Annotated in this window: 18 protein-coding genes; 6 read left to right on the top strand and 12 right to left on the bottom strand. The window is 41.8% G+C overall.

The genetic code is table 11. From position 1 onward, the window contains the following. Positions 1–5: 5 nt before the first annotated feature. Together MTF66_RS13815 and MTF66_RS13810 are read right to left on the bottom strand one after the other, a co-directional pair. Complete coding sequence (locus MTF66_RS13815) at positions 6–332, bottom strand: RnfH family protein (protein ID WP_058585457.1); 327 nt, start codon at positions 330–332, stop codon at positions 6–8. Beyond that, positions 329–769, bottom strand: coding sequence for a type II toxin-antitoxin system RatA family toxin (locus MTF66_RS13810; protein ID WP_054561884.1), 441 nt, complete (start codon positions 767–769; stop codon positions 329–331). Before MTF66_RS13810 ends, MTF66_RS13815 begins: the two co-directional genes overlap by 4 nt. A 133-nt stretch (positions 770–902) precedes the next feature. Between MTF66_RS13810 and smpB the strand changes: the two genes are divergently transcribed. Both smpB and MTF66_RS13800 read left to right on the top strand, forming a co-directional pair. Further along, positions 903–1,382 carry an SsrA-binding protein SmpB gene (gene smpB, locus MTF66_RS13805; protein ID WP_054551727.1) on the top strand — a complete coding sequence of 160 codons (480 nt, stop codon included), beginning with the start codon at positions 903–905 and terminating at the stop codon, positions 1,380–1,382. Positions 1,383–1,647: 265 nt separating this feature from the next. Then, on the top strand, positions 1,648–4,173 hold the full coding sequence (locus MTF66_RS13800; protein WP_248527574.1) for a TonB-dependent receptor: 2,526 nt from the start codon (positions 1,648–1,650) through the stop codon (positions 4,171–4,173). Positions 4,174–4,241: 68 nt separating this feature from the next. On the opposite strand, the gene MTF66_RS13795 is transcribed toward MTF66_RS13800, so the two are convergent. Both MTF66_RS13795 and fadR read right to left on the bottom strand, forming a co-directional pair. Continuing rightward, the gene (locus MTF66_RS13795) at positions 4,242–4,847 is read right to left on the bottom strand and encodes a peroxiredoxin C (protein ID WP_054561886.1); all 606 of its coding nucleotides are present in this window, start codon (positions 4,845–4,847) and stop codon (positions 4,242–4,244) included. A gap of 284 nt (positions 4,848–5,131) precedes the next feature. Continuing rightward, complete coding sequence (gene fadR, locus MTF66_RS13790) at positions 5,132–5,845, bottom strand: fatty acid metabolism transcriptional regulator FadR (RefSeq protein ID WP_054561887.1); 714 nt, start codon at positions 5,843–5,845, stop codon at positions 5,132–5,134. Positions 5,846–6,078: 233 nt separating this feature from the next. Between fadR and nhaB the strand changes: the two genes are divergently transcribed. Further along, positions 6,079–7,659: a sodium/proton antiporter NhaB gene (gene nhaB / locus MTF66_RS13785; RefSeq protein WP_054561888.1), complete on the top strand. Its 1,581-nt coding sequence runs from the start codon at positions 6,079–6,081 to the stop codon at positions 7,657–7,659. A 73-nt stretch (positions 7,660–7,732) separates the two neighbouring features. Here the strand turns inward: nhaB and tyrA are convergent, their stop codons facing one another. The 6 genes from tyrA to ffh all read right to left on the bottom strand — a co-directional run bounded on the left by tyrA (position 7,733) and on the right by ffh (position 12,701). Continuing rightward, positions 7,733–8,866: a bifunctional chorismate mutase/prephenate dehydrogenase gene (gene tyrA, locus MTF66_RS13780; protein WP_248527480.1), complete on the bottom strand. Its 1,134-nt coding sequence runs from the start codon at positions 8,864–8,866 to the stop codon at positions 7,733–7,735. A 258-nt stretch (positions 8,867–9,124) separates the two neighbouring features. Further along, positions 9,125–9,484 carry a 50S ribosomal protein L19 gene (gene rplS, locus MTF66_RS13775; RefSeq protein ID WP_054551733.1) on the bottom strand — a complete coding sequence of 120 codons (360 nt, stop codon included), beginning with the start codon at positions 9,482–9,484 and terminating at the stop codon, positions 9,125–9,127. Between the two features lie 33 nt (positions 9,485–9,517). Continuing rightward, the gene (gene trmD, locus MTF66_RS13770; RefSeq protein ID WP_054551734.1) at positions 9,518–10,285 is read right to left on the bottom strand and encodes a tRNA (guanosine(37)-N1)-methyltransferase TrmD; all 768 of its coding nucleotides are present in this window, start codon (positions 10,283–10,285) and stop codon (positions 9,518–9,520) included. Next, positions 10,285–10,818 (bottom strand): ribosome maturation factor RimM, encoded by a 534-nt coding sequence (gene rimM, locus MTF66_RS13765; protein ID WP_054561890.1) that lies wholly within the window; start codon positions 10,816–10,818, stop codon positions 10,285–10,287. The genes trmD and rimM overlap by 1 nt, the downstream gene beginning before the upstream one ends. A gap of 17 nt (positions 10,819–10,835) precedes the next feature. Next, the gene (gene rpsP / locus MTF66_RS13760) at positions 10,836–11,084 is read right to left on the bottom strand and encodes a 30S ribosomal protein S16 (RefSeq protein ID WP_054551736.1); all 249 of its coding nucleotides are present in this window, start codon (positions 11,082–11,084) and stop codon (positions 10,836–10,838) included. Positions 11,085–11,324: 240 nt separating this feature from the next. Continuing rightward, positions 11,325–12,701 (bottom strand): signal recognition particle protein, encoded by a 1,377-nt coding sequence (gene ffh / locus MTF66_RS13755; RefSeq protein WP_054551737.1) that lies wholly within the window; start codon positions 12,699–12,701, stop codon positions 11,325–11,327. Between the two features lie 243 nt (positions 12,702–12,944). Between ffh and MTF66_RS13750 the strand changes: the two genes are divergently transcribed. The 3 genes from MTF66_RS13750 to MTF66_RS13740 all read left to right on the top strand — a co-directional run bounded on the left by MTF66_RS13750 (position 12,945) and on the right by MTF66_RS13740 (position 16,085). Beyond that, the gene (locus MTF66_RS13750) at positions 12,945–13,748 is read left to right on the top strand and encodes an inner membrane protein YpjD (protein WP_054551738.1); all 804 of its coding nucleotides are present in this window, start codon (positions 12,945–12,947) and stop codon (positions 13,746–13,748) included. A 61-nt stretch (positions 13,749–13,809) separates the two neighbouring features. Next, positions 13,810–15,078 (top strand): HlyC/CorC family transporter, encoded by a 1,269-nt coding sequence (locus MTF66_RS13745; RefSeq protein WP_130051057.1) that lies wholly within the window; start codon positions 13,810–13,812, stop codon positions 15,076–15,078. 167 nt (positions 15,079–15,245) lie between these two features. After that, complete coding sequence (locus MTF66_RS13740; protein ID WP_054561892.1) at positions 15,246–16,085, top strand: mechanosensitive ion channel family protein; 840 nt, start codon at positions 15,246–15,248, stop codon at positions 16,083–16,085. Between the two features lie 44 nt (positions 16,086–16,129). Here the strand turns inward: MTF66_RS13740 and MTF66_RS13735 are convergent, their stop codons facing one another. Continuing rightward, positions 16,130–16,738, bottom strand: coding sequence for a hypothetical protein (locus MTF66_RS13735; RefSeq protein ID WP_054551741.1), 609 nt, complete (start codon positions 16,736–16,738; stop codon positions 16,130–16,132). A gap of 137 nt (positions 16,739–16,875) precedes the next feature. Then, positions 16,876–18,450, bottom strand: coding sequence for a glutamate--cysteine ligase (gshA, locus tag MTF66_RS13730; RefSeq protein ID WP_248527479.1), 1,575 nt, complete (start codon positions 18,448–18,450; stop codon positions 16,876–16,878). Positions 18,451–18,653: the final 203 nt, after the last annotated feature.

Raw genomic sequence — 18,653 nt, 5'->3', positions numbered from 1 at the left:
CTTTTTTATGCCTTATTAAGTGGACGCCCACCTGTAATCTTATTAGCACGGCCCTCTTCTTTGGCTTTCTCAGCCCGGCGTCTGCGTGCATCCTTTGGATCAGCAATAAGCGGTCGATAGATTTCTATGCGATCGCCATCTTTTACTTCTTGATGCAGTTTACAAGTACGATTCCAAATCCCAAGCGTTAGGTTATTTGCGTCTATTTCAGGGCACTTATCAATAATACCTGACTTAATCACCGCTTGCTCAGCTGTAGTGCCTACTGGCACTTCTACCAGCAAACTGGTTGCCGTTGTTGGTAAGGCAAAAACCACTTCAACAGTGATCATGGGCGAACTCCATATACAGTTTTAGCACGTTGTGTAAATGCATTAACCATGTTCTTAGCGACTTCGTTAAATACTTTACCGAAAGCCATCTCAATAAGTTTACTAGCAAATTCAAACTCAAGGTGAAGCTGAACTTTACATGCTTTATCGTCCAGCGGTAAAAAATGCCATTTACCTTGCAGCTTTTTAAATGGGCCGTCGACTAAGCGTAGTGCAACAGTTTGCTCATCAATAAAGGTATTTTCGGTAGTGAACCACTTTTTTAAGCCGGCTTTTGAGATCTCTAAACTGGCCGTCATGCCACTGGCTTGTTGTGTAACGATTTTAGCATCAGAGCAATGTGGTAAAAACTCTGGATAAGCATCAACATCATTCACTAAATCAAACATTTCTTTGCTGCTGTACATTACCAGCGCACTTTTTTCTATTTGCGGCATATTCACTCCCAACTTTGTCGGCGAATTTTAGCAAGCTTTGGCTATTTCCCCAAATTTTAGTAACACGAAAATATCTGCAAAGCCTTAAAAAAGCGATGTAAAAACGCTGTTTTTCCGTATAATATGAGCCACTATGGCTAAGAAAAAATCATCTAAATCGACAAGTAATACCATCGCGCTTAACAAAAAAGCGCGTCATGAGTATTTTTTACACGATAAGTTCGAAGCAGGGGTTGAACTACAGGGCTGGGAAGTAAAAAGTATCCGAGCTGGTAAAGTAAACATCTCTGAGACTTATATTCACATTAAAAACGGCGAAGCATTTTTACTTGGCAGTCAAATTCAGCCTCTCAACAGTGCTTCTACTCACGTAATTTGCGATCCTTTAAGGTATCGTAAGTTACTTTTAAATAAGCGTGAAATCGATCGTCTTATCGGTGCTACAGAACGCGAAGGTTTTTCATTAATCGCGACTGCAATGTACTGGAAAAAATGCTGGGTGAAGTTGGAGTTCCACCTTGCTAAAGGTAAAAAGATGCACGACAAACGTGAAGACGGAAAAAATAAAGATTGGGCGCGTGAAAAAGAACGCCTGATGAAACATAAAGCTTAATTTATGAAATGAGCCTAACCTTTTTGGTAGGCTCGTACCCCTTATCAGTCCTGACTTTCTCTACTTAAGAACCTTAACCCCTTAATAAACCCATACTTTTTTGCTATTTCATTCGCCACCATTTACATGATATCAATCTTTGTCGTGATTAATTCACAACACTTTCACAATTATACAAGGATTGAAATATATGAAGAACACCCATCGCTTTATACAACGACCTCTCTATGCATTTACAGTTGCAGCATTAGCAGGCACAAGTTTTATGTCAGCTGCTGCAGAGTCAGATGGAGCTGAAAAGGTCGAGCGTATTGAAGTTACAGGTTCTCGCATTAAGCGCTCAGATATTGAAGGGCCATCACCGGTTCAATCAATCAGTCGTGCAGACATCGATAACATGGGCTACGACAACCTACAACAACTATTAGAACGTATGCCAGTTGCAGGTAATGGTACTTTCTCTACTCGCGGTAATAACCAAGACTCTACAGCTAATGGTGCTGCAGCAGTCAGCCTTCGCGGTTTAGGCTCAGACGCAACATTGGTACTTATTAATGGCCGTCGTGTATCTATTAGCGCTTTTGCTGAAAGCATTACTAATTCGTTTGTTGATATCAACTCAATCCCTGTCTCTGCGATTGAGCGTATCGATATTTTAAAGGATGGCGCATCAGCTATTTATGGCTCTGATGCAGTTGCAGGTGTAGTTAATATCATCTTAAAGAAAGATATTAACGGCCTAGAAGTAAACCTTGGATATGGTGGCACTGACGGTCCTAACTACGAAGAAAAAACAGCAAGCCTAGTTTGGGGTACAAGTACAGAAAAAAGCAGCGCATCAATTATTATTGATTACTTTAACAACACTGCACTTTCTTCTGATGAAATGGGACGTCTAGGCACAGCAAACCAAGAACCATACGGTGGTATGGATTTTCGCTCATCCCGTGGTTTCCCGGGCTACTTCTATGTAGATGGTGAAAAAACAATTGATCCAGCCTGTCCGGCAGAAAATGCAACTGCAAGTGGCAGCTGCTTATTTGACTACGGCCCATTTGGTTATGTAACCCCAGCATCTGAGCGTGTTGGTGCTATCTCGCAATTTGAATATAACTTCGACAATGGTATTTCAGCTTTCTTAGAGGTTGCAGTACAACATAATACGTCGCAAGCAGCAGGTGCACCGACGCCTCTTGATGAAGATGCCGGTTTAACCGTGCCAGCAAGCCATCCTAATAACCCATTTGGCCAAGATATCGAAATTGGTCGCTACAGAACGGTAGATGCCGGCCCTCGCCAATGGGATATTGAATCAGATACGCTGCGTTTTGTTGCGGGCTTAAAAGGTGAGATCAGTGACTGGAGCTGGGAAGCAGCAGTTCAAAAAGGTCGCAGTAAATCAATGCAAACCGGTGACAGAAGCCAAGGTTGGGTGCGCACTGATTTCTTACAACAAGAAATCGATGCAGGTAACTATAACCCATTTGGTGGCACCTATAATGACCAAGCAGTGATTGACCGTATCACGACAAGCTTAGTGCGCCGTGGTGAGTCTCATATGACTTCATTTGATGCAAATATCAGTGGTGAAGCATTCAGCTTTGGCGATGATGTAGTAATGATGGCTGCTGGTATTGAATACCGTGAAGAAGATGTGAGCGATATTCCAGACGACCAATTCCAACGTGGTTTAATCTTTGGTACGGAGTCTGTATCAGCTGCTGCAGAACGCGACCAATACGCAGCTTATATTGAGTTTTCGATTCCGTTAGCAGATAACCTAGAACTGCAATTAGCGGGTCGATACGATGACTACAGCGATTTTGGCTCAACAACAAACCCTAAAGTAGCTGTTCGCTGGGCACCAACTGATTCAATCACTGTTCGTGGTTCGTGGGCTCAAGGTTTCCGCGCGCCTTCACTGGCACAAATCGGTTTAGGCCCATCTGAAGAGAGTCAGTTCTTTGTAGATACTTACCGTTGTCAGGCAACTGGACTTGACTGTAATGCGCTTGATTACAATATTCAATTTGCGGGTAACCCGAACCTTGAAGCTGAAGAATCAGAGTCATGGAATGTGGGTTTCATTTGGGCACCTACCGCTGAATTTGGTTTTGGAATCGATGTATGGAGCATTACACAAGATAATAAGATTGACGAGCAAGAGTTCGGCCCTATTTACGATAACAACTGTAATGACCAAAACAGCACTGTGTGTGTGCGTTTAGCACCACAAAATGGTCAGAGTTTAGGTGTAATCCAAAAAGTTTACAGCACCTTTGAAAACGTCTCATCACAAGAGGTATCGGGTGTCGATGTATCGGCTAACTACACACATGCGATGAACGATTACGGCTTCTTAAAATTCAATTTAGAATGGGCTTACCAAAACGAATTTAAGAAAGATGGCCGTGATTACACTGGCGAGTACCGTTACCCTGAAAACCGTTGGATTTTCTCAACAAACTGGGAAATGGGTGACTTCAATACTAATGTAAACGTTAGTTACACTGGCGAGTTTGAAGATACACCAGATATCGACTTTGACGGTAATTTAGACTTTGATAGCAACACATCACGTATGGTTGATTCACAAACGCTAGTTGATTTACAAACTGCGTATAACTTCTCAGAGAAAATCAAACTTTCTGTGGGTGTGAATAACGTATTTGATGAAGATCCTCCGTTTGCAATCGGTGATGGTGATGGTGACTTATACGGCTATGTATCAAGCGTACATAACCCACGTGGTCGTTATTTCTATACTAAGCTAACAATGCGCTTTAACTAATCTCATTGAGCTTAAAAACAAAAACCCGCCAATTGGCGGGTTTTTTAATTCTTTAACTAAGGCCTAGATTATAGGTCGCCTTCGTTTTCAGAAAGGAATTTAGCAACACCTGCAGGGCTTGCGTCCATACCTTTTTTACCTTCAGTCCAACCAGCTGGACATACTTCACCATGCTCGCTGTGGAACGCTAGCGCGTCAACCATGCGGATCATTTCGTCAATGTTACGGCCTAGTGGAAGGTCGTTAACTACTTGGTGACGTACGTTACCTTCTTCGTCGATTAGGAAAGAACCACGGAAAGCAACACCTGCTTCTGGGTGCTCAACGTCGTATGCTTGACAGATTTCGTGTTTAACGTCTGCAACTAGTGCATATTTAACTTGACCAATACCACCGTCAGCAACGGCAGTGTTACGCCATGCATTGTGTGAGAATTGTGAATCGATAGAAACACCGATTACTTCAACGCCACGCTTTTGGAACTCTTCAAAACGCTTGTCGAAAGCGATTAGCTCTGAAGGACAAACGAAAGTGAAGTCTAACGGGTAAAAGAAGATAACTGCTTTTTTACCTTTGATAGTTTCTTTTAGGTTGAAGTTTTCAACGATTTCACCGTTACCAAGAACAGCTGCTGCAGTAAAGTCTGGTGCCTGACGGCCAACTAATACACCCATTTTTATCTCCAAATATTTGAGTTTATTTCCAATTGCCTATGCAATACTCACTTAGATATGGTTACTAAAAATCAAAAACCAAGAGTAAGTATTGATAATTTGCAAGATAGTTTAATGAGGTTACAGACAAATGAACAATCGAAAAAAACGATATGCTTAATCGGAAAAATTGATTCGCAATAAACGGGGTTTGAGATAACTCTATATTAGTGTGCAAATTGACCCACAGAACACAAAAAACCCAGCTTTTAGCTGGGTTCTTAAATGAATATCAATACAGACGCTTAGTCCATAATATCTTCTGGCATATCACCACGGATTTGCTGCCAGATTTCACCTGTTTGATGACCATATTTACGCATCATAGAAATCGCACCGTCATGCTCACGACGCTCAGCAAGCTCTGTTAGGTCTTTATAAAACTGACGCGCTAATTCACGGGTACGAGAATCAGAGAAGTAATGGCAGCCAATTTTTGAGTAGAAACCTTTAAAACCATTTAAGATAAGTACATAGATACGATTATTACCTGCTACTGCTAATTCATGGTGAACTTTATAATCGTAATCAGCAAATGCTTGAGCACTGTCTTCAAGTTCTTCACTTTGCGATAAAATTTCAATTACACGCTCTGGGGCAAGTTTAATAGCCGCACGGGTATAAATTGCGCTGATATTAGTGCGAGCAGAAAGTAATTGGTCTGTAAGCTCTGGCATTTTGTCTTCATCAAGACGTGCTAGCGTCTCTAGAATGTTAAGACCCGAGGTTTCCCAGAAGTTATTTACACGGGTAGGTTTACCGTGTTGAATCGTTAGCCAGCCATCACGGGCTAGACGCTGAAGTACTTCACGTAAGGTTGTACGTGTTACACCAATCAGCTCTGACAATTCACGTTCAGCAGGAAGAATTGAGCCAGGCGGAAAGTCACCATTCCAAATAGATTCAACAATGTATTCTTCAGCAAAACCTGCTGGGCTTTTCGCTTTAAAAATTCTCATCCAATTTCCACTTGAGTTAGCAACTACTTTTACCGCATTTGGTGTTCAACTCACTGATTGTACCAGATGATCAGCAACTAACAAGTAAACTAACTCCGCAGTGCATAAAAATCTGTAAAATCTCGATAAATAAATGACCTTTTGGATTAAAAGTACACCAAATAACAATACTTTCGGTATATTCAATTTCCAAATATTAACAATAACAACCAGCACTATTAAAAGGTACGGCCATGCAGCAGCGCGTTTTACCAGCAATATTTAAAAATTTTTTGGGGACTTCACCACAATGGTATAAATACACCATTATTGCGTTTTTATTAATCAACCCGGTGTTATTTCAACTTAACCCTTACCTGGCAGGATGGGTGTTAGTGCTAGAGTTTATTTTTACACTCGCCATGGCACTTAAATGTTACCCGCTACAACCGGGAGGCTTATTAGCAATTGAGGCCTTATTTATCGGCATGACAACCGCAGGCCAAGTTGAACATGAAATAGTGCAAAATATCGATGTGATCCTGTTACTTATCTTTATGGTTGCCGGCATCTATTTTATGAAAGACTTGCTTTTGTATATCTTCACAAAGCTGGTTGTTTCGGTGCGAAGTAAAACCGTATTGTCGCTGTCGTTCACGATTGCTGCGGCTTTTTTATCTGCTTTCTTAGATGCGTTAACGGTGATGGCCGTTGTTATTGCCGTTGCGATGGGCTTTTACAGTATTTACCACAAGGTTGCATCAGGAAAAGACTCTAGCAGCGAGCATGATATTAATGACGATAACCAAGTTCGCCCTGTGAATCGTCAAGAGCTTGAAGAGTTTCGTGCTTTTCTTCGTAACTTATTAATGCATGCATCAATTGGTACTGCCTTAGGCGGTGTTTGTACCATGGTAGGCGAGCCACAGAACTTGATCATTGCTGAGCGTGCTGGCTGGTTATTTGGCGAATTTTTCTTCCGAATGTTGCCTATTACTTTACCCGTTATGATTGCTGGTATTGCCACTACTTTCTTACTCGAAAAAACTAAAGCCTTTGGTTACGGCGCAAAACTCCCTGCCCCCATCCACACGATTTTATCGGATCATGCTAAAAAGCTTGAGAAAAAACGCACCACACGCGACAAAGTGAACTTAGCGATTCAAGCTTTCATTGCTGTTTGGTTGATCATAGGTTTAGCCCTTCACTTAGCCACTGTTGGTTTAATTGGTTTGTCTGTAATTATTTTTGCCACAGCCAGTGCTGGTATTATTGAAGAGCACCAATTAGGTAAAGCATTTGAAGAAGCCCTACCATTCACAGCATTACTTTGCGTATTCTTCTCAATTGTTGCAGTTATTATCGACCAGCACCTATTTACACCTGTGATCGCATGGGTACTTACCTTTGAAGGTCAGCTGCAACTAGTGATGTTCTTTATTGCCAACGGTATTCTGTCGATGGTCAGCGATAACGTTTTCGTGGGGACTGTGTATATCAATGAAGTGGCTGCTGCGTTACAGGCAGGTCAAATTACCCGTGATCAATTTGACCTATTAGCGGTGGCAATTAACACAGGTACTAATTTACCAAGTGTAGCGACTCCTAATGGACAAGCTGCCTTCTTATTCTTGCTTACATCAACATTAGCCCCTGTGTTAAGACTATCTTATGGACGCATGGTATACATGGCGCTACCTTATACCATAGTGTTGACAATTGTTGGCTTGAGCATGACCTTATTCAGCCTTTCAGATATGACTGACTTGCTGTATCAATGGGGCTTAATCAATCACCACAGCGGTGCGTTACCTGGCTCATTAGGTGGTCATTAAAACGATTATTTGCAACAAAAAAGCCCGCTTGATGCGGGCTTTTTTGATAGTTTTTTTGCTAGATAAGAGCTGTTTAATCAAGCACTTTCGCGTCGTTTGCTTTATTGAGTAAGCTGCGACTTTGCGTTAAGAAGTGCGCTGTCGCATCCGAGAAATATTCTTTCGCATCAGCAAATGCGGCAATCAATGATGCTTTATCCCCAGCTTTTAGCTTTTCGAGCGTGTCTGCAAAAGTATCTTGGTAGTTGGCAAGCAGTGCTTCTACATCGTCGAATTGCGCAAGCATGATGTCAGAGTAAAGCTCTGGAGATTGAGCAAATAAGCGCCCTACCATCATTAACTCTAATTGATAAATGGGTGATGAGCAGCTTCGAAGCTCTGCAAGAGTATGGCTTTGCTTGGCAAGAAACTGGCCGTATACAAAGGTTGTTAAGTGGCGCATAACCTGAATGATCTGCATTGCTTCATCGTGTTTTTTAGCATCCATCTCAACCACTTGGCAGCCCCAAACTTGTAGTTGCGCCATTAACCCTTTAGCCACTTCATGATCTCGCCCTTCACACACGACGACCGTTTGCTTTACCCAATGTGAAATATCTGGGCCAAACATGGGGTGTAAACCAACTACAGGGCCGCTATGAGCCGCCATAAGTGCTTTTAAAGGTTTTTGCTTAACAGAGGTAATATCAACCAGCAAACAGTCATCATCAAGTGTTGGTAACGCTGCGACGACTTGCTCAAGCGCATTAATTGGCACACTGACAAGAACTAATTTTGCCCCTTTTAATATCGTTTCACTTTGTGCTTGCTGTGCTTTATCTAAAATACGCACTTCATAACCTGAACGAGTAAACTGTTGTGCAAATAGCTGACCCATTGCACCTTCACCACCAACAATTACAATGGGTGATAACTGAGGCGCAACACAAGCAAGGCTACCTTGCTGATTCTGATAGGCTTCACGCATCATACGGCGCAGGATGTCCTCAACTAATTCAGGGTTAACCCCTTGTGCGATTGCTTCTTGACGACGTGCCGCGAGTAAATCAGCCTCGCGATCTGGGGCATGTAATGGTGCACCGATTTGTTGCTTAATTGCGCCTATTTTTTCTGTAATCCCATTACGCTTTGCCAGTAATGCCACCAATTGCGCATCACATTCATCTATTCCTGCTCTTAAATCAGCTAGATCATTTACTGTTACCACGTTACTACACCTCAAACCATAAAAACGTAAATATTTATATACAAAAAAGTAAAGCTTTTAATACAAATTATATTAACAGGATAACAGCCAAAGCACAAAGCCCTAACGTGCATGTAGCATAGCTCATAAAGGGATAACAGATAATTTAGAAGGGAGTATTTCTCAGGGGGAGGGAAATTTTTTTGTGCTATAAAAACCAAAACGGGTTGCAACCTAAGGCTGCAACCCGTTTTATTTTGCGTTGTAAAACAGCGCGTATTAGTTAAGTTTTTCTCTAATACGTGCAGATTTACCAGAACGCTCACGTAGATAGTAAAGTTTCGCACGGCGAACTGCACCGCGACGTTTAACTGAGATACTATCGATAAGAGGGCTGTGCGTTTGGAATACACGCTCAACACCTTCACCGCTCGAGATTTTACGAACTGTGAATGCTGAGTGAAGACCACGATTACGCTTAGCGATTACAACACCTTCAAAGGCCTGTAGACGCTCTTTGTTACCTTCTTTTACACGTACCTGTACAACTACTGTATCACCAGCGCCGAATGCTGGTACGTCTGTTTTAAGCTGCTCTTCTTCAAGCGCTTTAATAATATTTTGGTTTACTTTTGCCATTATATTTCTCACTTTCCTAGGTGTAACTGTCTTCTAGCCACAAGCTTGTTGGTACTCTTGCTGAAATTCAGCAAGGAGTGCCGCTTGCTCCTCAGTCAGAGCTAGGTTATGCAACAAGTCAGGACGACGAAGCCAAGTTCTACCAAGTGATTGCTTTGTGCGCCACTTAGCGATTTCTTGGTGGTTTCCGCTGAGTAATACAGCAGGCACCTGTTTATCATCCAATGTCTCTGGCCGTGTATAGTGAGGACAATCAAGCAAGCCATTCGAAAATGAATCCTGCTCAGCTGACTGGTTATGACCTAACACCCCTGGTACTAATCGTGCTACTGCATCAATTAGCGTCATCGCGGGTAGTTCACCACCACTTAAAATAAAATCACCAATTGACCATTCTTCGTCAACGTATGATTCTATGATTCGCTCATCTATACCTTCATAGCGACCTGCAATTAAAATCAGCTTTTCTGATTGTGCAAGCTCGCTTGCACCTTGCTGATCTAATTTGCGCCCTTGCGGGGACATATAAATTACTTTTGCACCATCACCTGCCGCTTTTTTGGCGTCAAGGATAGCTTGTTTCAATGGTTCAACCATCATTAACATGCCAGGACCGCCCCCGTAAGGACGATCATCCACAGTTCTATGCTTATCAGTAGCATAGTCACGTGGGTTCCAACAGTTAAAGTCGATTAGACCATTTTTAACTGCGCGACCTGTTACCCCTTGGGTGGTAATCGCATCAAACATGTCCGGGAAAAGGCTTATCACCCCTACCCATAGCGAACTCGTTTGTGACATTAAAACCCTGGGTCCCAGTCTACGGTAATTTCTCTTGCATCATGTTTAACTTCTTTAATAACAGAATCTGTTAAGAAAGGAATTAAACGCTCTGCTTGGCCAAATGCATCTTTTTTGTTTGCTTTCACAACCAAAACGTCATTTGACCCTGTCTCCATTAGGTCATCAACAGTGCCTAAGTTATAACCTTTATCAGTTACAACAGACATGCCGATCAGATCTCGCCAATAGAATTCACCTTGCGGTAATTCTGGTAGCTGCGCTGCATCTACTGAGATTTCTGCATTGGTTAAAGCCATTGCTTCGTCTCGGTCGTTTACTTGCGCAACTTTAGCGATAAAGCCTTTGTTGTGGCGACGCCAGTCGACCACTTCTAAGGTCTGCCATTTACCTTGTTGCCCTATCAACCATGGGCTGAAATCGAAGATCCCTTCGGGATCATCAGTAAATGAATGCACCTTAAGCCAGCCCTTTATACCATACGGGGCACCGAGCTTTCCTACTGTAATATACGAGGTGTTCTCTTGACTCATGGTTACTCTTACGCCTATTAAGCCGCTTTACGAGCGTCTTTAACTAACTTAGCTACGCGATCTGAAAGAGATGCGCCTTGACCTACCCAGTGATCAACACGAGATAAATCTAAACGTACTTTTTCTTCCTGACCAGAAGCGATTGGGTTAAAGAAACCTACTTTCTCGATGAAGCGACCGTCACGCGAGAAACGGCTATCCGCAACCACAATTTGATAGAAAGGGCGTTTTTTAGCGCCACCACGTTGCAAACGAATAGTTACCATACCGTCCTCTACATTAGATTGACTGTTTTCATTAATAAGATTTACTCCCCAGTACGGGAAGCTGGGGAATTGTACGAGTTTTTTGCAACATTGCAAGTAAGAACTGCTGCAAAATGTAAGTTTAGTTGATTAAACACTGATCTGGGCTTTAAATCTTACATGCAGCTAACAACTACGCATAAATTATCTACAAAAAAAGGAGCTATATGCTCCTTTTTATACACTTAATAGACAGCACTATTAAAATTTAGGGCCGCCACCCATCATACCTGGTGGTAACATGCCTTTCATGCCGCGCATCATTTTCTTCATGCCACCTTTGCCTTTCATCTTCTTCATCATCTTCTGCATTTGCGTAAATTGCTTAAGCAGTTTATTGATTTCTTGGACCTGAGTGCCAGAACCTGCAGCAATACGTTTTTTACGTGAGCCTTTGATGATTTCAGGACGGGCACGCTCTTTTGGCGTCATAGAGTTGATGATGGCTTCCATTTGTACGAAAGTTTTATCACCCATCTGGCCTTTTACAGCGTCTGGTAGGTTTTGCATGCCTGGCAGCTTATCAAGCATCGACATCATACCGCCCATGTTCTTCATCTGACGAAGTTGCTCAGCAAAGTCATCTAATGTGAAACCATCACCTTTAAATACTTTTTCGGCAACTTTAGCAGCTTTCTCTTTATCTACTTTCATTTCGACTTCTTCGATTAATGAAAGTACATCACCCATACCTAGGATACGAGAAGCAATACGGTCAGGGTGGAATGGTTCAAGAGCATCAGTGCGCTCACCCACACCCATAAACTTAATTGGCTTACCGGTAATATGACGAATCGATAATGCAGCACCACCACGGGCATCACCATCGGTCTTGGTTAAGATCACACCACTTAAAGGAAGCGCCTCATCAAATGCTTTTGCAGTGTTTGCCGCATCTTGACCTGTCATCGCATCAACAACGAATAAGGTCTCGATTGGGTTAATCGCGCTGTGAAGTGCTTTGATCTCGTCCATCATGTCGTTATCGACGTGTAAACGACCTGCGGTATCAACTAATACCACATCAATGAATTTCTTCTTCGCGTGCGAAATCGCATTGTTTGCGATATCAACCGGCTTTTGTGAAATGTCACTTGGGAAGAACTCAACACCTACTTCATCAGCCAGTGTTTCAAGCTGTTTGATTGCTGCCGGACGATAAACGTCGGCACTCACAACTAATACAGACTTCTTTTTACGCTCTTTTAAGAATTTAGCTAGTTTACCAACACTGGTCGTTTTACCAGCACCTTGTAAACCCGCCATCATCACCACCGCTGGCGGCTGTGCATTAAGGCTTAGCTCTTCGTTAGCTTCACCCATGGCTTTTTCAAGTTCTTCACGAACAATCTTAATAAAGACTTGGCCTGGGCTTAAGCTTTTTGTTACTTCAACACCTACGGCGCGTTCTTTAACTTGCTTAACGAACTCACGAACAACCGGTAATGCAACGTCCGCTTCCAAAAATGCCATGCGGACTTCGCGTAATGTATCTTTTATATTGTCTTCAGTTAGGCGTCCGCGGCCACTGATATTTTTTAAGGTTTTACCTAAGCGTTCTTGGAGATTCTCAAACATGTAAAGGTTCCGATAAAACGTGTTGCACCTGCAATGTACATAAATCAAACAAGTTTGGCGACAATACAGGCAATATTAAAATTTAATTCCTAGCAGTATACCGTAAATGGTGGTCGACAATACAGTGTTCAAGTGTGCAGTTTGAGTTTCTTTTTACAAACTCTATGCTTTTGCCTTGCTATAAAATACAATGGCATCAAAGAGACAAGGATTTATCGATATAAATTAAGTGGCCAAAACACGATGATTATTAGTTTAACTATTATTGCTAGTTTGTTTTATGTGTTAGCAACGTCACATGTGCTATCACGCCTTTTTCACAAACAAGGTCCAAGCCAAAAACTCACAGTCATTCTTAGCACTGTGGCTATCCTTGCTCATATGCTATTACTGGTTAATTCAGTTTTTCGTGCTGACGGCCAAGATTTAAGTATCGTCAACGTTGCCTTATTAACCTGTTGGGTCATTGTGGTGTCGGTGACTGCTGTGTCTCTCAAATTCCCCGCGACTTTATTGTTGCCAGTTGTTTATGGTTTTGCAGCCTTACTGACCCTTGCCAGCTTGTTTATACCGCATCATGTGATTTTGCAATCAATCGATGTCGAGCTTGGTTTAGTTACTCACATATCGTTATCACTGCTAGCCTATTGTGTTTTGATAATCTCAACACTTTATGCGGTCCAGTTCTACTTTATTGATAAGCGCCTCAAACGCAAAGACTTGGCAATTGTACACAGCCACCTCCCTCCTTTAATGGTGGTTGAGCGTCAGCTTTATCAATTACTCACGCTGGGTACTATCTTACTGACTTTTGCTCTCCTTTCTGGGTTTATCTTCTTAGAGGGAATGTTTGCCAGCGAGTTTATCCATAAAACGGTTTTATCGTTAATTGCTTGGCTAATTTTCACCGTGGTCACTGTAGGTCACTTACGCCAAGGCTGGCGTGGTAAGCCTGTGGTATTTTCGATCATGATAGCCGCTTTTATCTTGTCACTTGCTTATTTTGGCAGCCGTTTCATCCAAGAAGTGGTTCTAAATAAGTTTTAACTTGACTCAGCAAGCTGTCTCTAGCTTAATATGCACTGATTTATAAAAAAAGGATCCATCCTTGGACGACATATCGACTAGTACCCTGTTTATTATATTGGGATTATTGATACTTATTTCTGCTTATTTTTCTGGTTCTGAAACTGGAATTATGTCAATCAACCGTATTCGCCTGCGTCATCTTGCTAAAGAAGACCATCGTGCAGCGAAGCGCGTCAGCAAACTATTAAGTCGCCCTGACAGACTCATTGGTCTGATCTTAATTGGTAATAACCTTGTAAATATCGCTGCAGCACAGGTTGCAACGATTATTGGTATTCGTTTGTATGGTGATCTCGGTATCGCTATTGCAACCGGCGCGCTAACGCTGGTTGTTTTAATCTTTGCCGAAGTAACGCCAAAAACACTTGCTGCGCTATACCCAGAGAAGGTTGCTTTTCCAAGCTCAATTGTGCTCAAAGGCCTATTGAAAATCCTTTTCCCGTTTGTGGTTATCGTAAACTGGATGACCAACGGCATGTTACGCTTGTTTGGTATTACTACCGCACAAATTGAAGAGCACAGCTTAAGTAAAGAAGAACTAAAAACTGTGGTGAACGAATCAGGTGCACTATTACCTGCTCGCCACCAAAGCATGCTCACTTCAATTTTAGATTTAGAGCAAGTCACTGTTGAAGATATCATGATCCCACGCAACGAAATTGTTGCTATTGATATCAATGACGATTGGAAGCTTATCAGCCGCCAGCTTACTCATGCACAGCACACCCGAGTACTGTTGTATCGTGACCAAATTGATGATGCTGTTGGCTTTATTCACTCACGTGATGCACTGCGCCTATTAACTAAAGAGCAGTTTGATAAACCATCACTACTGCGTGCGGTACGTGAAATCTACTTTATTCCTGAAGGCACATCACTGAACACGCAACTACTTAAGTTCCAGCAATCAAAAGAACGTATTGGCTTAGTTGTTGATGAGTATGGTGATATTCAAGGTCTAGTAACACTTGAAGATATTCTTGAAGAAGTGGTGGGCGATTTCACTACAACGCAAACGCGTACACCGAGTGAAGAAGTAACAGAGCAAGATGATGGCTCAGTACTTGTTGATGGCGGTGCCAATATTCGTGATTTAAATAAAGAAATGGGTTGGGAGCTACCGATTGATGGCCCGAAAACGCTAAGTGGTTTAATTGTTGAATACTTAGAGGACATCCCAGACTCAAACCTAAGTTTACGTATTGCCGGATACCCTATTGAAGTTATCGAGATAAAAGAGAATATGGTTAAGTTAGTTAAAGTTATTCCAAGTAAACGCACAGAATAATTTTCTATACCACCTAAACAAAAAAGGAGTAGCTTGCTACTCCTTTTTTGTTACTTATAGCTGAATTACCTCTGAAGATTCACATTTTATTAGCTATCCCGCACAACCAAACACGAATTCCTCTACTATTATTTTCTTTTGCATATATTGATATAAAAGGGAAAATAATGGACGAAATATCAATCGAGAAAATCTATAACCAAGCTATCGAATTGCTGATGCTTTACGGGCCAAAGTTTATTCTAGCAATACTGGTTTTAATTATAGGTTGGTGGTTAATTGGTAGAATTGCCAATATGGCCGAAAAATCAATGAATAAGGTCAAGTTTGAGGTTGGCCTTACGCACTTTTTAGTCTCCTTTATCTCGGTCATTTTAAAAGTACTGTTGCTGATATCTGTTGCTTCTATGATTGGTATAGAAACCACATCGTTTATCGCAATGCTTGGTGCTGCTGGCCTTGCGGTGGGCATGGCACTTCAAGGTAGCCTTGCTAACTTTGCAGGTGGCGTGCTTATTCTGTTCTTTAAGCCTTTTAAAGTTGGCGATGTAATCGAAGCGCAAGGCTACATGGGTACAGTTGTTGAGATACAAATTTTTGTCACTGTTTTACTCACCTACGACAATGAAAAAATCATTATCCCAAATGGCACGCTCTCAAATGGCTGCGTTAAGAATAAGTTTTCAGAGCCAACACACCGCGTAGCTATCGAATTTGGTATCAGCTATGGCGATAATGTTCATAAAGCCCGTGATGTGCTTATGAGCGTGCTTAATGACTATGATTTGATACTAAAAGATATAGAAGATAAAAAACCATCGGTTCATGTTAGTCAGCACGGTGAAAGCCATATTGGCATGTTGGTATGGGCATGGGTTGAGTCTGATAACTACTGGCCAGTGTATTTTGGCTTATACGAACGCGTTAAAATTGCCTTTGACGCCGCTGATATCACTATTCCATTCCCGCAAAGGGATGTTCACATTCACCAGTTCCCTGGTAAATAGCTAACAAAAAGCCCGCTAATTGATGCGGGCTTTCTATTTATGCATTAACTAAATAAGCGTTCAAACCAGTTTTTGTCTAAATCAGCTTCACACTTTTTAAGTTGTGCGCCATAGCGGCTAGCTCGATGTTTAACTTTATTAGCAACGCTCATTAGCCATTTTTTACTTTTATAAGTGCCTCGCTTATAGCCGCCCCACCCTTCGTGGTAATTTAGGTACTGCGCGTAGGCGTCCCATTTCGATATACCATTTACTTTATGAGTTTTGTAAACGAACCAAGCCATAAAGTCGATAGCATCATCAAAATCATCTCTGTCTGCACCGCTGTTACCTGTTTCGCGAATGTAATCTGACCATGTTGGGGTTTTCGCTTGAGAGTAGCCATATGCAGAGCTAGCACGTCCGATTGGAATTACCCATAAGAAGTATTCCATTGGTGGCGCTGCATCATGGCGGAATGAGCTTTCTTGATACATCATGCTCATTAGCACATGTTTTGGCGAACCCCATTTTTCTTGTGCATCACGAGCATCGTAATACCAGTCAGGTTTTTCTTCAAAAATCTTACATATATCATGAGGTTGCTCAGGGGGAGCCGTTGCACAACCAGCCAAAGATGCGGCCAGCGATAAAATAATTATACTTTTTTTCATTTTTTTTATGGATCTCGCTGAACTTTTTCTCATCAGGTCAGTCTGAACTTATGAATGCAGCAGTATAGCATTGTTTCATCCCTGAAGAATCTTTGACGCAGCCTCCCTAGGCTGCGTTTTTTTATGCCTTCACAATACTAAGCTTTAGCAAAATAGTCATCTAAAAATGCAGTGAAAGATACACTGTCTGCTGCTTTAACTTCACGCTCTTTAAGTACAGAGTCAGTCGCTTGCTTTGCCAAAAATGCTTGATCATAAAATTGGTAATCAGCATCAAGGTGGCTTTGCTTGTACTGCTGTGCAAGTGCTAAAGCGAAATGACCATTATCTTGGTTCTCTTTTGCCAGCGCACTAACATATTTGCCAGAGAAAGTTTTACTTGGATTGTTCACCCAAGTTGCAAGCTCAGCAATGGTTTCGCTGTAATAACTCACGCCATATGCATTATCCATGTAACGGGCAACTTCAGATAGCTGAGTAAAAATTGTCTCAGCCCAATCAGTTAGACGCACCATCTCACCCTGCTTGTTAAGCAAAAGTTCTGGATCTCGACCTTCATTGACAACAGCATCAAGGTTAGTGGTGCTTAATTTTTGCTCTTGCCAATCCATTTCTGGCGAGTCATTCAATAAACAATAGGTTAAGAATACGTCTAAGAAACGAATTTGCTGTAAATCGATACCCGTTTCACTAAACGGGTTGACATCAAGCGCACGTACTTCGATGTATTCTATACCGCCGCGTAGTAATGCATCGGTTGGTGTTTCGCCCGATGCTGCATTGCGCTTAGGACGAATTGGCGAGTAAAACTCGTTTTCGATTTGCAGAATATTTTTGTTCAACTGCTTTGGCTCAGCACTCGTGTAGTCATCTATATGACCATAAATATCTGATGGTGTATGAATCGCTTCTTTTAAGCCTGCTACATATTCTTCTAGAGAGTTATACATAACACGTAAAGACGATTGTGCACTGTTAGTGTAACCAAGATCACCTAAACGCAGCGCGGTACCCACTTCTAAATAAAGAGTACCCTTACCTAATTTTTTAAATGGTAAATCAGTTTCGCGCCCTTGCAAAAATGAACTACACAATGCAGGTGATGCGCCAAATAAAAAGCTGATCAACCAAAGCTCACGCTTAAAGTTACGAATAAGCCCTAAATAGCCAGTTGAAATAGACTCAGCTAATGTGCCTTGGTTACCGTTTAAGCTATATAGGCTTTGCCATAAGCTCTCAGGAAAAGAGATATTGAAATGCACACCAGCAATGGCCTGCATCATGCTGCCATAACGATTTTTTAAGCCTTCACGATAAAGTGTTTTCATGCGGCCAATGTTTGAGTCACCAAACTGTGCGAGTACAATGTCATCTTGATGTTCAATAAAGCATGGCATACTAATAGGCCATAAGAGCTCATCGCCCATCTGCGATAAGGTGAACTTTTGCAAGTCTTTTAGCTGTGCGAGTGTTTGCTCTGCAGACGTACTAACTGGAGTGATAAATTCTAAAAGTGATTCTGAAAAATCAGTGGTGACATGATCATTCGTTAAAGCGCTACCCACGCCTTGTGGATGACCTTGCTGTGAGATAACACCACTTGGTTTAATCCTTAATGCTTCTCGCTCGATACCACGTTGAATCCCATTAATTGCGTTAGGAAATTGTGCCGTTAACGCTTCTAGCGTTTTATTTAAATCATGTTTTATCAAAAATGCTTCCTCGAGCCGCGTGGCTGTAATCCTAAGTGTATGGGGGCAAAAAACAATTACTCAAGAGAGAAAAATAACTTTCATTATGTACCCCTACACTTGAAGTTCAATCTTGCCATTGTGAGTCACAATATACAATTGCTTTGGTGGCACTTCATTGTTGCTTAAACGGTTAAAAATACAATTTAGGCTTTTTTCTTGAG

This window comes from Pseudoalteromonas sp. 2CM39R (genome assembly GCF_023161845.1).
The sequence above is the reverse complement of the archived record's forward strand: the minus strand, read 5'-3'. Positions and strand labels throughout refer to the sequence as shown.

What these genes read in the sequence shown, in the direction of transcription:
- MTF66_RS13815 (WP_058585457.1), bottom strand. Translation starts at nt 332, where the DNA reads ATGATCACTGTTGAAGTGGTTTTTGCCTTACCAACAACGGCAACCAGT.
- MTF66_RS13810 (WP_054561884.1), bottom strand. Translation starts at nt 769, where the DNA reads ATGCCGCAAATAGAAAAAAGTGCGCTGGTAATGTACAGCAGCAAAGAA.
- smpB (WP_054551727.1), top strand. Translation starts at nt 903, where the DNA reads ATGGCTAAGAAAAAATCATCTAAATCGACAAGTAATACCATCGCGCTT.
- MTF66_RS13800 (WP_248527574.1), top strand. Translation starts at nt 1,648, where the DNA reads ATGTCAGCTGCTGCAGAGTCAGATGGAGCTGAAAAGGTCGAGCGTATT.
- MTF66_RS13795 (WP_054561886.1), bottom strand. Translation starts at nt 4,847, where the DNA reads ATGGGTGTATTAGTTGGCCGTCAGGCACCAGACTTTACTGCAGCAGCT.
- fadR (WP_054561887.1), bottom strand. Translation starts at nt 5,845, where the DNA reads ATGAGAATTTTTAAAGCGAAAAGCCCAGCAGGTTTTGCTGAAGAATAC.
- nhaB (WP_054561888.1), top strand. Translation starts at nt 6,079, where the DNA reads ATGCAGCAGCGCGTTTTACCAGCAATATTTAAAAATTTTTTGGGGACT.
- rplS (WP_054551733.1), bottom strand. Translation starts at nt 9,484, where the DNA reads ATGGCAAAAGTAAACCAAAATATTATTAAAGCGCTTGAAGAAGAGCAG.
- trmD (WP_054551734.1), bottom strand. Translation starts at nt 10,285, where the DNA reads ATGTCACAAACGAGTTCGCTATGGGTAGGGGTGATAAGCCTTTTCCCG.
- rimM (WP_054561890.1), bottom strand. Translation starts at nt 10,818, where the DNA reads ATGAGTCAAGAGAACACCTCGTATATTACAGTAGGAAAGCTCGGTGCC.
- rpsP (WP_054551736.1), bottom strand. Translation starts at nt 11,084, where the DNA reads ATGGTAACTATTCGTTTGCAACGTGGTGGCGCTAAAAAACGCCCTTTC.
- ffh (WP_054551737.1), bottom strand. Translation starts at nt 12,701, where the DNA reads ATGTTTGAGAATCTCCAAGAACGCTTAGGTAAAACCTTAAAAAATATC.
- MTF66_RS13750 (WP_054551738.1), top strand. Translation starts at nt 12,945, where the DNA reads ATGATTATTAGTTTAACTATTATTGCTAGTTTGTTTTATGTGTTAGCA.
- MTF66_RS13740 (WP_054561892.1), top strand. Translation starts at nt 15,246, where the DNA reads ATGGACGAAATATCAATCGAGAAAATCTATAACCAAGCTATCGAATTG.
- MTF66_RS13735 (WP_054551741.1), bottom strand. Translation starts at nt 16,738, where the DNA reads ATGAAAAAAAGTATAATTATTTTATCGCTGGCCGCATCTTTGGCTGGT.